Raw genomic sequence first — 13,280 nt, forward strand, 5'->3', positions numbered from 1 at the left:
GAGGTGGAGGACATCGAGGCGATCGCGCTGCTGCAGGATCCGGTGCGGCGGCGGCTGTACGAGTTCGTGGCCGCGCGGGGGCGCGAGGTGGGCCGGAACGAGGCGGCGGAGGCGGTGGGCGTGCAGCGGACGCTGGCGGCGTTCCATCTGGACCGGCTGGCGGAGGCGGGGCTGCTGGAGGTGGGCAGCCGGCGGTTGACGGGGCGGTCGGGGCCGGGCGCGGGGCGTCCGGCGAAGGTGTACCGGCGGGCGGCGGTGGAGCTCGGGGTGTCGGTGCCGGCGCGGGACTACGGGACGGCGGCGGAGCTGCTGGCGCAGGCGGCGGAGGCCGTGGGGCTGGACATGGAGGTGCAGGACGCGGCGCGGCGGCGGGGGCGGGCGCTGCGCGGGCCGGGGGAGTCGTGCGGTGATCTGGACGCGGTGGGGGAGGTCCTGGCGCGGCGGGGTTACGAGCCGGTGCGGGAGGAGACGGAGGAGGGGGCGGTGATCCGGATGCGGAACTGCCCGTTCCACGCGGTGGCGGAGCAGTTCCCGCCGCTGGTGTGCGGGATGAACCTGGCGCTGCTGGAGGGTCTGGTGGAGGGGTCGGACGGGGTGCGGGTGCGGATGGATCCGCGTCCGGGGTGGTGCTGCGTCGCGGCCGTCGCCAATAAAAACAATGAGGATTGACATAGAAGGCCGGGCCGTGGTGGGCTGAACGCCATGACCTCATCCCAGAACGCCCACGGCGCTCCTGACGCCCCTGACGCCCGCTTCCACCTGGCCCAGATGAACCTCGCCACGCTCCGGTTCCCGCTCGACGACCCGCGGATGGCGGACTTCGTCGCGCTCCTCGACCCGGTGAACGCGCTCGCCGACGGCACGCCGGGGTTCGTGTGGCGGCTCGTCGAGGAGGGGCAGCCGGACGCGACCGGCATGCGGCCCGCCGGGGACGACGTGATCGTGAACTTCTCGGTGTGGGAGACGTCCGAGGCGCTCTGGGACTTCGTGTACCGCAGCGGGCACCTGGAGACGATGCGGCGGCGCCGGGAGTGGTTCCAGCGGCACGTCGAGGCCCACCTGGCGCTGTGGTGGATCCCGGCGGGATACGTCCCGACCGTGGACGAGGGCCTGGCGCGGGTCGCGCTGCTGCGCGCGCAGGGGCCGTCGCCGCGCGCGTTCACGTTCAACTCGTCGTACACGGCGGCGGAGGCGGAGGCGGCGGGCGCGATCGAGGCCGCGCCCGCCGTGCGCTGAGCCCCGGCCGCCGCTCAGCCCCGCCGTGCGCTGAGCCCCGGCCGTGCGCTCAGCCCGCCGGGCGGGCCCGGTTCAGCGGGCCCCGGTCGGTCAGTCGAGGAGGGTCGCGGTGTGGCGGCCGGCGGCGGCGGCCGTGAGGAAGTAGGCGAGGTCCTCGTCGAGGCGGCGGCCCATCGTGGACAGCCGGACGCCCCACTCCTTCTCCGCGGTCGCGAGGACGTCGCGCAGGCCGTCCACGGGCACGGGGACGAGGGTGTGGCGGTCGCCGAGGGCGGCGGCGTCCGCGGCGACGCGGGCGCCGAACGCGCCGCCGAGCTCGGGGACGGGGATGTCGGCGCGGGCGAGCGCGACCCGCCCGTAGGCGGTGAGGGAGTGGTGCGAGACGCCGACGTGGCGTTCCCGCTTGTCGCCCTCGCTGACCCGCAGGGAGCCGACGGGCCGTCCGTCGAGGACGGACGCGGCGTTGACCGCCTCGCCCGCCGAGACGCCCGAGAAGCCCCACTTGGTGCCGGTGCCGAGGTTCCCCGGGCCCTGCGCGAGGACGATCACGTCGGCGTCCAGGACGAGCCGCGCGGCGAGCAGGCCCGTGTGGACGGTGACGGCCTCCAGGTCGCCGCCGAACGCCTGCCCGACGGTGACGGTCGCGGCGAGCGCGCCGGCGTCCTTCAGCCGCGCGATGGACATGGAGAACCAGGCGGGCAGGGCACCGCCGTCCGGCATGACGTAGACGACGCGGGCGCCGGGGCGGGCGGCGAGGAGGCCCGCGAGGATCGGCGGGAGCGCCGAGTGCAGGTCGGCGACGACGACGGGCGCGCCGCCGAGCGAGTCGGCGTCGCGGAGGACGGCGTGGTGGGGGGAGTCCTGCTCGTCGGCGCCGAGGACGGTCGCCTGGAGCGGGGTGTAGCGGGCCTTGACCAGGTGGCCGGGGCCGGACGGGTCGGGCGGGAGCCGGTCGGGGACGGCGACGACCATGGCGTAGCCGCCGGTGCCGAGTCCCATCGCCAAGGCCGTAGTGTTGAGCAGGACGGTGTCGCCCGGTTCGGGCCGCCCGACGAGTTCGGGGTAGGCCAGGGCCCGGTGCGCGCCGTCGCCCCCGATCACGACGTCCAGCTCGACCGCCCCCGGCCATTCGCGGCGGATGCCCTCAACCGTGCCTTTGCGCCATCGGATCACACCGGGAAACGGTAGCGTCCTGGGCGACGGGCCGTGGGGACGATCGGGTGATCGGGCTCACCGAGCGAAAGGGGTGGTGGCGAAGTGTCGCGGCGCAAGACCGAGCGCCTGCTCAACCTGGTGGTCTGCCTGCTCGCCACCCGGCGCTATCTGACGGCGGAGCAGATCCGCCGGGCGGTGCCCGGCTACCCCGACTCCGACGAGGCGTTCAAGCGGATGTTCGAGCGCGACAAGGAGGAGCTGCGGGAGCTGGGCGTGCCCCTGGAGGTCGGCAGCGACCAGCAGGGCGGGGGCGGCGAGGAGATCGGCTACCGGATCCCGCCGCAGGCCTACGAGCTCCCCGACATCCATCTCAGCCCGGACGAGGCGGCGGTCCTCGGCCTCGCGGCGCGGGTGTGGCAGCGCGCCAGCATGGCGGAGGCCGCCTCCGGGGCGCTGCTGAAGCTGCGGGCGGCCGGGGTCGAGACCGACGTCACCACCGCCGTCGGGATCGAGCCGCGGGTGAACACCGGCGACCCGGCGTTCCCGGCGCTGTGGGAGGCGGTCCGCGACGCCCGCCCGGTCGCGTTCGACTACCAGGGCATCGGGCGGACGTCGGTGGCGCGGCGGCACCTGGAGCCGTGGGGCGTGGTGAGCCGCCGCGGCCGCTGGTACGTCGTCGGGTTCGACCGCGACCGCGACGAGCAGCGGGTGTTCCGGCTGAGCCGGATCACCGGCGACGTCGTCCCCGACGGCCCGCCCGGGACGGTGACCGTCCCCGAGGGCGTGGACGTGCGGCGCATCGCGTTCGACTGGGGCGACCCGGTGTCGGAGCCGCGCCCGGCGACCGTCCGGCTGCGGGCGGGCGCCGCGCAGGGCCCCCGCCGGTGGGCGCGGGACGTCCGCGCGGTCGGCGACGGCGCCTGGGACGAGGCGGTCCTGACGTTCCGCGACGTCGACCGGTTCGCGCCCTACCTGGCCCGGTTCGCCGACGACGTCGTCGTGCTGGACCCGCCCGACCTGCGCGAGGCCGTGATCCAGCAGCTGAAGGCGGTGCTGGCCGCGGGCGCCGACCAGCACGCCGGACGGGACACCGAGCGCGAAGCGGACACGGCGGCGGACACGGTAAGCGAGACGGCGGCGGACGGGACGGTGAGCGGGCGATGAGCGCGAGGACGACGCCGAAGGCGGCGGCGAAGCCGGCGGTGAAACCGGCGGCGAGCACCTCCACCGACCGGCTGGCGCGGCTGCTGGCGCTGGTCCCGTACGTGGTGAACCGCGACTCGGTGGCGCTCGGCGAGGCCGCCGCCGCGTTCGGGGTGACCGAGAAGCAGCTGATCGACGACCTGAACCTGCTGTGGTGCGTGGAGCTGCGGGCGCCCGACCCGTACTGCCCGATCGACCTGTCCTACGAGGGCGGCGAGATCACCGTCGCGGAGGCCGAGTCGATCGCGCGGCCGCTGCGGCTGAAGGTCGACGAGGCCAGCGCGCTGCTGGTCGCGCTGCGGATGCTCGCCGGGATCCCCGACCTGCACGATCGCGACGCGCTCAGCCGGGTGATCGCGAAGCTGGAGAGCGCCGCCGGCGCCGCCGCCGCGGTGTCCAGCAAGGTCGCCGTGGAGGTCGACGCCCACACCGGCTCCGCGGGCCCGGGCGGCGACCGGACCGTGCTCGGCGCGCTCCGCGACGCGATCGCCGCCGGCCGCCGCGTCCACCTCACCTACTACGTCCCGGCGCGGGACGAGAACACCGAGCGCGACGTCGACCCGATGCGGCTGCTCGTCGTCGAGGGCAACACCTACCTGGAGGGCTGGTGCCGCCGCGCCGAGGCCGTCCGGCTGTTCAAGCTCGACCGGATCGCGGGCCTGTCGGTGCTGGACGTGCCCGCCGAGGTGCCCGACGACGCCGAGCCCATCGACGTGGACGCGGGGCTGTTCCGCCCGTCCCCCGAGGACGTGCGGGTGACGCTGGAGCTGACGCCGCGCGGCCGGTGGGTCGCCGACTACTACCCGTGCGAGAGCGTCGAGGAGCTCGGCGAGGGCCGGCTGCGGGTCGTGCTGCGGACCCCCGACACCCGGTGGGTGCGGGGCCTCGCGCTGCGGCTCGGCGACCAGGGGCGCATCGTGGCGCCCGCGTCGCTGGCGGCCGGGGTCCGCGACGACGCCGCCCGCGCCCTGGCCCGGTACGGCATGGCGTGACGGCGTCCGCTAGCGTGGCCGCCGTGGCGTGGATCCCCGTGTCGGTGTCGCTGGGCTTCGTCGGCCTGGCCGTGCTCGCGTACTGCTCGTTCCGGGTGTACATGGGCGTCCGGCGGTTCGGACGTGAACTGGAACGCACCAGGCGGCGGCTCGCACCGAAACAGTCGGCGCTGCGCGATGAACTCGATGATCTCAACGGTACTCGCGGGCCACAAGCGCCCGGGGACGGCGTACGATCGTCCTGAGGACCACCCTGCTGAGAAGGAATGTCATGGCTGGACTTGGCACGACCGAAATTCTGATCATCCTGGCAGTCGTACTGCTGCTGTTCGGATCGGCGAAGCTCCCGCAGCTCGCCCGGTCTCTGGGCAAGTCCGCGCGCATCCTGAAGGCCGAGACCAAGGGCCTGCACGACGACGACGGCGACGACAAGGCACCGGCCCAGGCGCAGGCGGACCGTCCCGCCGCGGCGCAGGCCGACGCCCGCGACCGGGCCGCCCGGCTCCGCGAGGAGGCCGCCCGCCTCGAACGCGAGGCCGCCGCGGGCGACACCGCCCGCAGCCGCGGCGCGCTCGGCTCCGGCGAGCCCATCCAGGGCGTCCCCGTCTCCGACCCCGGCCAGGTCCGCAAGGGCTGACCCGCCCGCCCCGCCCGCCCCATCCGCCACCCGAGCCTGAATGCCCACGATGAAGACGAGCAGGCAGCACGCCGACCCCGACGGCCGCATGCCCCTCATGGAGCACCTCCGTGAGCTGCGCAACCGGCTGATCAAGGCGATCCTCGGTCTGGTGGCGGGCGCGCTCGTCGGCTGGATCCTGTTCGACCCCATCTGGGACTTCCTGAAGAAGCCCTACACCCGGATCCCCGCCGACCACTGCATCGGCGGGCACTGCGACCTCGTCGTGCACGGGATCTTCGACGGGTTCTTCATCCACCTGAAGGTCGCGCTGATCGTCGGGGCGCTGCTGTCGTCCCCGATCTGGCTCTACCAGATCTGGGCGTTCGTCGCCCCCGGCCTCTACCAGCGCGAGCGCCGCTGGACGTACATCTTCCTGTCGGCGGCCGTGCCGCTGTTCCTCGCCGGCGGCGCCCTCGCCTACCTGACGATGGACAAGGGCCTGCAGATCTTCATCGGGCTCGCGCCGGGCGACACCACCGTCCTCGTCGGCGTCCAGGACTACCTCGGCTACGCCCAGGCGATGTTGCTGATCTTCGGGCTGACGTTCGAGCTGCCGCTGTTCGTCGTCATGCTGAACATCGTCGGGGTCCTCACCCACGAGCGGATCCGCAAGTCCCGCCGCCTGCTGCTGTTCGGGATCTTCCTGTTCGCGGCCGTCGCCACCCCCAGCCAGGACCCCTTCACCATGCTGGCGCTGGCGCTGCCGACCGTCGTGCTGTTCGAGATCGCCGAGGTCATCGCGTTCGTCCACGACCGCCGCCGGGACCGCGCCCCCGACCCCTACGCGGGCCTGTCCGACGACGAGGCGTCCCCTCTCGACCTTGAGGCGATCGACGCCGAACTGGAGAAGGGCGACCGCGCCCGCTGACCCCGCCACCCCGCGCCGCGCCCGCCACGCCCGCCACGTCTGCTGCGGCTGCCCCGCGTCCGGCGCCCGGCCGCGCGCCGCGTTCTGCGCCCCGCGCGAACGCCGCAGGGAAACGGGCCCCGAATTGGGAATCGGGCCGGTCGAAACCGTAGGCTCGAAGGCATGACCACCCCCGACACCACGTCGGCCGACCAGACCCCGGCGCAGCGGTACGCCGCCTACCGCAGGCGCACCGCCGGGAACGGCCCAGCCCTGCTGGACTTCCGGACGCTCTACGACTTCGAGCTGGACCCCTTCCAGATCGAGGCGTGCCGGGCTCTCGAGGACGGCAGCGGCGTCCTGGTCGCGGCGCCCACCGGCTCCGGCAAGACCGTGGTGGGGGAGTTCGCCGTCCACCTCGCCCTCACCGGCGGCGCCAAGTGCTTCTACACCACGCCGATCAAGGCGCTGTCGAACCAGAAGTACGCCGACCTCGTCCGCCGCTACGGCCCCGAGAAGGTCGGGCTGCTCACCGGCGACAACAGCGTCAACGGCGAGGCCCCGATCGTCGTCATGACGACCGAGGTCCTGCGGAACATGCTCTACGCCGCGTCCCCCACCCTCACCGGCCTCGCGTTCGTCGTCATGGACGAGGTCCACTACCTCGCCGACCGGTTCCGCGGCGCCGTCTGGGAAGAAGTGATCATCCACGTGCCGGACTCCGTCCGGATCGTGGCGCTGTCGGCGACCGTGTCCAACGCCGAGGAGTTCGGCGAATGGCTCCACGAGGTCCGCGGCGACACCGCCGTGATCGTCGACGAGCACCGGCCCGTCCCGCTGTTCCAGCACATGCTCGTCGGCACCCGCCTCTACGACCTGTTCGTCGACACCGGCAAGGGCAGGGACCGGCAGGCCCGCCTCAACCCCCAGCTCACCCGCATGGCCGTCGACGAGGTCCGCCGCGCCAAGATCAACCAGGGCCGCCGCACCGGGCGCCGCCGCGCCCCCCGCCCCCAGCGGTTCCGGCCGCCCGCCCGCCCCGACGTCATCGACCGCCTCGAACGCGCCGGCCTCCTCCCCGCGATCACGTTCATCTTCAGCCGCGCCGGCTGCGACGCCGCGGTCCTCCAGTGCCTGCACGCCGGCACCCGCCTCACCTCCAAGGAGGAGGCCGAGGAGATCCGCGCGCACGTCGAGCTCCGCACCGCCGACATCACCCCCGAGGACCTCCGCATCCTCGGCTACGACGACTTCCTCGACGCCCTCGAACGCGGCGTCGCCGCCCACCACGCCGGGATGCTCCCCACCTTCAAGGAGATCGTCGAGGAGCTGTTCACCCGCGGGCTGATCAAGGCCGTGTTCGCCACCGAGACCCTCGCGCTCGGCATCAACATGCCCGCCCGCACCGTCGTCATCGAGAAGCTCGACAAGTGGAACGGCGAAGCCCACGTCGACCTCACCCCCGGCGAGTACACCCAGCTCACCGGACGCGCCGGGCGCCGCGGCATCGACGTCGAGGGCCACGCCGTCGTCGTGTGGGGCCCGAGCGTCGAACCCGCCTCCGTCGCCGGCCTCGCCGGCACCCGCACCTACCCCCTCAACTCCAGCTTCCGGCCCTCCTACAACATGGCCGTCAACCTCGTCGGCGCCGTCGGCGTCGAACGCGCCCGCACCCTCCTTGAGGAGTCGTTCGCGCAGTTCCAGGCCGACCGCGCCGTCGTCGGCCTCGCCCGCCAGGTCCGCAAGAACGAGGAGGCCCTCGCCGGCTACGCCAAGGCCGCCGAATGCCACCTCGGCGACTTCATGGAGTACGCCGCGCTCCGCCGCCGCCTGTCCGACCGCGAGGCCGACCTGTCGCGCGAGCGGTCCACCGCCCGCCGCGCCGAGGCCGCCAAATCTCTGGAGCACCTGCGGCCCGGCGACGTCATCCTCGTCCCCTCCGGCCGCCGCTCCGGCCTCGCCGTCGTCCTCGACCCCGGCGTCGGCCGCCGCTCCGACGGGCCCGCGCCGCTCGTCCTCACCGTCAACCGGTCCGTGCAGCGCCTCTCCATCCAGGACTTCCCCCGCGCCGTCGAACCCGTCGAGCGGATCCGCATCCCCAAGTCGTTCAGCCCCCGCAACCCCCAGGACCGCCGCGACCTCGCCTCCACCCTCCGCAACAAGGTCCCCGACGACGTCCGCGAACGCCGCCGCGGCCGCGGCGACACGCCCGCCGCCGACGACGCCGAGATCGGCCGGCTCCGCACCGAACTGCGCCGCCACCCCGTCCACGGCTGCGCCGAACGCGAAGACCACGCCCGCTGGGCCGAGCGCTTCTACCGCCTCGAACGCGAGACCGAGCAGCTCCGCCGCCGCGTCGAGGGCCGCTCCCAGGTCATCGCCCGCACCTTCGACCGCGTCTGCGCCGTCCTCGAACAGCTCGGCTACCTGCGCGGCGACTCCGTCACCGACGAGGGCCGCCGCCTCGGCCGCATCTACAACGAGCTCGACCTCCTCACCGCCGAGAGCCTCCGCGAGGGCCTCTGGGAGCACCTCGACCACGCCGAGCTCGCCGCGTGCGTGTCCGCGCTCGTCTACGAGTCCCGGCAGCCCGACGACGCCGCCCCGCCCCGCACCCCGCCCGGCGCCGCCCAGGACGCCCTCGCCGCCATGGTGCGGCTCTGGGGCACCCTCGACGCCGTCGAGAAGGACAACCGCGTCTCCTTCCTCCGCGAACCCGACCTCGGGTTCGCCTGGACCGCCCACCGCTGGGCCCGGGGCGACGACCTCGACGAGGTCCTCCTCGAAAGCGACCTGACCGCCGGCGACTTCGTCCGCGCCGTCAAGCAGCTCCTCGACCTCCTCGGCCAGATCGCCGACGCCGCCCCGCCCAACAGCCACATCCGCAAGACCGCCCGCCGCGCCATGGACGCCATGCGCCGCGGCGTCGTCGCCTACTCCTCCGTCACCTGACCCCACGGGTCCCCGGCCGCGTCATGCGCGGCCGGGGACGCCGCCGCCCGGCCCGCGGCGCGTGCGGGCCGGGACGCCTCACACCGCCGGATCGTGCTCGGCGGGAAGCCCCAGATCGGTGATCACCACGGTCGCGAACGCGCCGCGCGCGGCGACCGCGAGCCACAGCACCGGCAGCACCGCCGCCAGCGCCACCCCCCCCCCCCCCGACACCAGCGCCGACACCAGCACCGCCAGCACCAGCGCGCCGCCCCCCACCACCGCTGCGACCAGCGCCGCCCGCAGCGGCCCCGGACCGTCCGCGCCTGCGTCGGTCAGCCCGAACTGGTGCAGCAGCCCCATGACCACGCCCAGCGTGCCGAGGACCACGGCACCCGTCGTGTACAGGACGACGGCGAGCCCCGACGTCAGGAAACCCGCCACATGGCCGGCGATCGGCCCGATGTCCGCGACGTGCAGGAACCGCGGGAAACGGGCGTAGTCGTCCCGGTCGGACGACAGGAACCGCTTCCAGCCGTCACCGTCCCGCCCGTGGACGACCGCGAGGCACAGCAGCAGGCACCCGAGGATCACCTGGCAGACCGCCCACCGGATCCGTCCCGCCACCAGCAGCGCCCGTGCCACCAGGAACCCCGCCGCCGTCAGCGCCACCTCCGCCGCCCCGAGCCATGCCAGAGCCTCCCGCGACAGGGCGTCCTCGTGCTGCGCCGTCGCCCACTGCGGGTACCGGTGCGCCACGAACAGGCTCGCCGGCACGAAGATCAGCACGCTGTACGCCATGGCCAGCGCGAAATGCCGCCCGCCCGCCGCGCCGGTCACACGCGGAGCCCGTCCCACCGGAGGGCCCTCCACCGCCGACCGCGCGAAAGTCGCAGACGAGCCGGTAAGCACGGCGGGGCGGGCAGAGGGCGCGGACGAGCCGATGATTCCGGCGGGACGGGTGGAGGGCGTGGACGAGCCGGTAGTCGCGGTGGGGCGGGTGGAGGGCGCGGCTGAAGCTGGTGGCTCGGCCGTGCGGGCTGACGGTGCCCCGGAGGTAACGGCGGGCGGGGACGGGACGGTGTGGCGGGCGCCGCGGAGCTGGTGGGCGGCGGCGAGGGCGATCCCCGCGCCCGCCGCGTACGACCACGGCAGGTCGGCGTAGACACCGAGCATGACGCCTCCTCCCGCCTCGCTCAGCGGCCGGCGCGGACGCCGGAGGGGCGGCGGGTGCGGCGGCGCCGCTCCCGGCGGTGCGCCAGCGTCCGGTCGACCCGGTACCGGGCCAGCCGGACGAGCACCGGACGCGGCGGGCGCCGCAGCCATCTCGGCGTCAGATGGTGCACGTCGGCGGCCGTCCGCAGCACCAGGTCCGCCGCCCGCCGCCGGTTGTGGCTCCACGGCAGCCCGTACTGCTCCCGCAGCGCCTCCGGCAGCAGCGCGATCGTCACGAGCCGGAACACCGCGAGGCCGGGCGCCAGCAGCCGCAGCCGCCGCGGCCACAGCACCGCCTCCGCCACCTCCCGCGCCTCGTCGCCGACCCGCAGCGACTCCAGGGTCTCCGCCACGTACGCGCGGAACGCGGCGAGATCCGGCGGCTGGGACTCCAGCGGGCAGCCCAGCACCTCCGCGACGATCCTGGCCTGCCGGTAGTAGGCCTCCGACAGGTCCTCCTCGTCGGCGTCCGGGCGCATCAGGTGCTCGTAGACGTACAGCGCCGAGTCGATGAGGGTCGCGTTCACCCACAGCTGGAGGTCCGGGTCGTTGCCCGAGTAGCCCTCGCCCTTCACCGTCCCGTGGACGCCCCGGACCTTCGCGGCGATGCGCTCGACGTCCTCCTCGTCCCCGAACGTGACGACGAGCAGGAAGTCGAGCGTCCCGAACAGCCGCGCGAGCGGGCGCTCGGAGAAGTCGCTGTGCTCGGCGACGCCCTTCGCGACGCCCGGATGCGCGAGCTGCATCAGCAGGGCGCGGCCCGCGCCGAGCCCCACCAGCGGCTCGGCGGCGAGCGCCTGGAGCACCGACCGGTCGGCCAGGCGCTCGCGCAGCGGGACCTCGGGTGCGGTGGGCACGGGGACCTCCCGGGGGGACGGCGGCCTGATCCGGTACCGGCATGATTCCCAATTATTGGCATCACGTCAATAAGCGGCGGGGGCGTCCGGTATCAGCGGGCGGGCGGCGCCGTCGTCGACCGGACGACCAGCTCCGCCGGCAGCCGCACCCGCTCCGGCGCCCCGCCCGCCCCGGGGGCCGCGCCGGCGATCAGGTCGAGCAGCATCCGCGCCGCGACCTCGCCCTTGCGCACCAGCGGCTGCCGGACGGTGGTCAGCGGCGGCACCGCGGCGGCCGCCGGGGGGAGGTCGTCGAACCCCACCACCGACAACTCGCCCGGTACCGCGACGCCGAGCTCGCGCGCCGCCGCGAGCGCGCCCTCCGCCAGCCGGTCGGTGATCGCGAGGATCGCCGTCGGCCGCTCCTCCGGCGGACCCGCCAGCAACCCGAGCGCCGCCGCCCGGCCGAGCTCCGCGCTGTTCCCGCCGCACTCCACCACCGGCGGCCGGGACCCCGCAGGGAGCGCGTCCAGGTAGCCCGCCAGGCGGTGCCGCACCACCGCGTACGTCACCGCGCCCAGCCGCGCCCCGTCCGCCGGGCCCGACCGCCCGTCCGCCGCCAGCCGGTCGGCGAGCACCGCGACCCGCCGGTGCCCCAGGCCCGCCAGGTGCGCCGCGGCCTGCCGGGCCCCGTCCCGGTCGTCGACGTACACGAACGGGACCCCGTCGCCCGGACGCGGCTCCGGCTCGTCCACCACGACCAGCGGCAGGCCCCGCGCCCGCGCCGCGACCACCCCGGGATGGTCGTCCGACAGCGAGTACGCCAGGAACCCGTCCACCACCGCGCGGCGCACGGCGTCCGACGCCCACTCCCCGGCGGACGGCGACTCGGGCGGCGCCGGGATCAGCGTCAGGCCCACGTCCGCCAATTCGCTCGTGCCCGCCACGCCCTGGAGGAACAGCACCGCCGCCGGATCGGTGAACGCGTACGACAGCGCCTCGGTGAACAGCACCCCCACCGCGCCCGCCCGCCGCGTCGCGAGACCCGCGGCGAGGGGGTTCGGCCCGGGGTAGCCGAGCTCGCGCGCCGTCCGCAGGATCCGCTCGCGCAGCGCCCCCGACAGCTTCTCCGGACGGTGGTAGGCGTTGGACACCGTCGTGTGCGAGACGCCCACGGCGGCCGCCACGTCCCGCAGCGTCGCCACACCGCACCTCCCGGAATCGCGGTTGACCGGTCAACAGGATAGTCCGTAGGCTGCTCGTGTTTACCGGTCAACACGAGGAGGCGCGGCGGTGGCGGCACGACCCGGGCGGGCGGTGCGGGCGGCGCGGTGGGCCGTGACCGCGGTGTTCTTCCTGAACGGCGCGGTGTTCGCGTCCTGGGTGCCGCGCATCCCCGAGGTCAAGGACCGCCTCGGGCTCGGCGACGCCGCCCTCGGCGCCGCGCTCGCCGGGCCCGCGCTCGGCTCGGTCGCGGCGATGGCGGTGGCCGGGGCGCTCGTCGCGCGGCTCGGCAGCCGCCCCGTGACCCGGGCGTCGCTCGCCGCGTTCTGCGTCCTGCCCGGCCTCATCGGCCTCGCCGGGACGTGGGGCGCGCTGTTCGCGGCCCTCACCGCGTGGGGCGCGGCCCTCGGCACCCTGGACGTCGCCATGAACAGCGCCGGGATGACCGTCCAGCACCGCTACGGGCGGCCGATCATGTCCGGGCTGCACGCCAGCTTCAGCGGCGGCGCGCTGGCCGGCGCCGTCGCCGGATCGGCCGCCGCGCACCACGGCCTGCCCGTCCCCGCCCACCTCGCCGGGACGGGCGCGGCCGCCCTCGTCATCGGCGTCGCGGTCTCGCGGGCGCTGCTGCCCGCGGACGCCGACGCGCAGGCGGGCGGCCCCGCGTTCGCCCGCCCCACCCGCCCGCTGCTCCTGCTCAGCGCGCTCGCGTTCGCGGCCCTGCTGTCGGAGGGCGCCGCCGCCGACTGGAGCGCCGTCTACCTGCGGGACGTCCTGGACGCCGGCCCCGGCACCGCGGGCGCCGGCTACGTCGCCTTCGCCGTCACGATGACCGCCGGACGGCTCGCCGGGGACCGGCTCGTCGCGGCGTTCGGACCGGTCCGCGTCGTCCGGACCCTCGCGGCGGTGGCCGCCGCCGGGTTCGGCGCCGCGCTCGCCACCGGCGAGGCGGCGGCGACCCT

13 protein-coding genes are annotated in these 13,280 nt (G+C 75.2%); 9 read left to right on the forward strand and 4 right to left on the reverse strand.

The features are described from left to right. The first annotated feature begins 3 nt into the window (after positions 1-3). Positions 4-669: a helix-turn-helix transcriptional regulator gene (locus tag E1300_RS19900; RefSeq protein WP_131758527.1), complete on the forward strand. Its 666-nt coding sequence runs from the start codon at positions 4-6 to the stop codon at positions 667-669. A 33-nt stretch (positions 670-702) separates the two neighbouring features. Beyond that, positions 703-1,236, forward strand: coding sequence for a DUF3291 domain-containing protein (locus E1300_RS19905; protein ID WP_131758528.1), 534 nt, complete (start codon positions 703-705; stop codon positions 1,234-1,236). A 90-nt stretch (positions 1,237-1,326) separates the two neighbouring features. Here E1300_RS19905 and E1300_RS19910 read toward each other — a convergent pair whose 3' ends face one another. After that, the gene (locus tag E1300_RS19910) at positions 1,327-2,409 is read right to left on the reverse strand and encodes a DUF3866 family protein (protein WP_207399854.1); all 1,083 of its coding nucleotides are present in this window, start codon (positions 2,407-2,409) and stop codon (positions 1,327-1,329) included. An 84-nt stretch (positions 2,410-2,493) separates the two neighbouring features. Between E1300_RS19910 and E1300_RS19915 the strand changes: the two genes are divergently transcribed. The 6 genes from E1300_RS19915 (at position 2,494) to E1300_RS19940 (ending at position 9,064) form a co-directional block, all read left to right on the forward strand. Further along, positions 2,494-3,555 (forward strand): helix-turn-helix transcriptional regulator, encoded by a 1,062-nt coding sequence (locus E1300_RS19915; RefSeq protein WP_131758529.1) that lies wholly within the window; start codon positions 2,494-2,496, stop codon positions 3,553-3,555. Further along, positions 3,552-4,586 (forward strand): helix-turn-helix transcriptional regulator, encoded by a 1,035-nt coding sequence (locus E1300_RS19920; protein ID WP_131758530.1) that lies wholly within the window; start codon positions 3,552-3,554, stop codon positions 4,584-4,586. Before E1300_RS19915 ends, E1300_RS19920 begins: the two co-directional genes overlap by 4 nt. A gap of 23 nt (positions 4,587-4,609) precedes the next feature. Next, positions 4,610-4,831 carry a hypothetical protein gene (locus E1300_RS19925; protein ID WP_242619260.1) on the forward strand — a complete coding sequence of 74 codons (222 nt, stop codon included), beginning with the start codon at positions 4,610-4,612 and terminating at the stop codon, positions 4,829-4,831. Positions 4,832-4,857: 26 nt separating this feature from the next. Next, on the forward strand, positions 4,858-5,223 hold the full coding sequence (gene tatA / locus E1300_RS19930) for a Sec-independent protein translocase subunit TatA (protein WP_131758531.1): 366 nt from the start codon (positions 4,858-4,860) through the stop codon (positions 5,221-5,223). A gap of 49 nt (positions 5,224-5,272) precedes the next feature. Next, positions 5,273-6,133, forward strand: a complete 861-nt coding sequence (tatC, locus tag E1300_RS19935) for a twin-arginine translocase subunit TatC (protein ID WP_131758545.1) — start codon at positions 5,273-5,275, stop codon at positions 6,131-6,133. 162 nt (positions 6,134-6,295) lie between these two features. Beyond that, on the forward strand, positions 6,296-9,064 hold the full coding sequence (locus E1300_RS19940) for a DEAD/DEAH box helicase (RefSeq protein ID WP_131758532.1): 2,769 nt from the start codon (positions 6,296-6,298) through the stop codon (positions 9,062-9,064). 78 nt (positions 9,065-9,142) lie between these two features. Here the strand turns inward: E1300_RS19940 and E1300_RS19945 are convergent, their stop codons facing one another. The 3 genes from E1300_RS19945 to E1300_RS19955 all read right to left on the reverse strand — a co-directional run bounded on the left by E1300_RS19945 (position 9,143) and on the right by E1300_RS19955 (position 12,299). After that, entirely contained in the window at positions 9,143-10,219 is a 1,077-nt protein-coding gene (locus E1300_RS19945; RefSeq protein WP_131758533.1) for a hypothetical protein, read from the reverse strand. Between the two features lie 20 nt (positions 10,220-10,239). After that, positions 10,240-11,115, reverse strand: coding sequence for an oxygenase MpaB family protein (locus E1300_RS19950; RefSeq protein ID WP_242619261.1), 876 nt, complete (start codon positions 11,113-11,115; stop codon positions 10,240-10,242). A 92-nt stretch (positions 11,116-11,207) separates the two neighbouring features. Further along, positions 11,208-12,299 carry a LacI family DNA-binding transcriptional regulator gene (locus tag E1300_RS19955; RefSeq protein ID WP_131758534.1) on the reverse strand — a complete coding sequence of 364 codons (1,092 nt, stop codon included), beginning with the start codon at positions 12,297-12,299 and terminating at the stop codon, positions 11,208-11,210. A gap of 88 nt (positions 12,300-12,387) precedes the next feature. On the opposite strand from E1300_RS19955, the gene E1300_RS19960 reads away from it, so the two are divergent. Then, positions 12,388-13,280 (forward strand): MFS transporter (locus tag E1300_RS19960; RefSeq protein WP_131758535.1); only part of this gene is annotated, 893 nt, incomplete at its 3' end.

Source organism: Actinomadura fibrosa, from assembly GCF_900659615.1.
In the GTDB taxonomy this organism is placed as follows: Bacteria; Actinomycetota; Actinomycetes; order Streptosporangiales; family Streptosporangiaceae; genus Spirillospora; species Spirillospora fibrosa.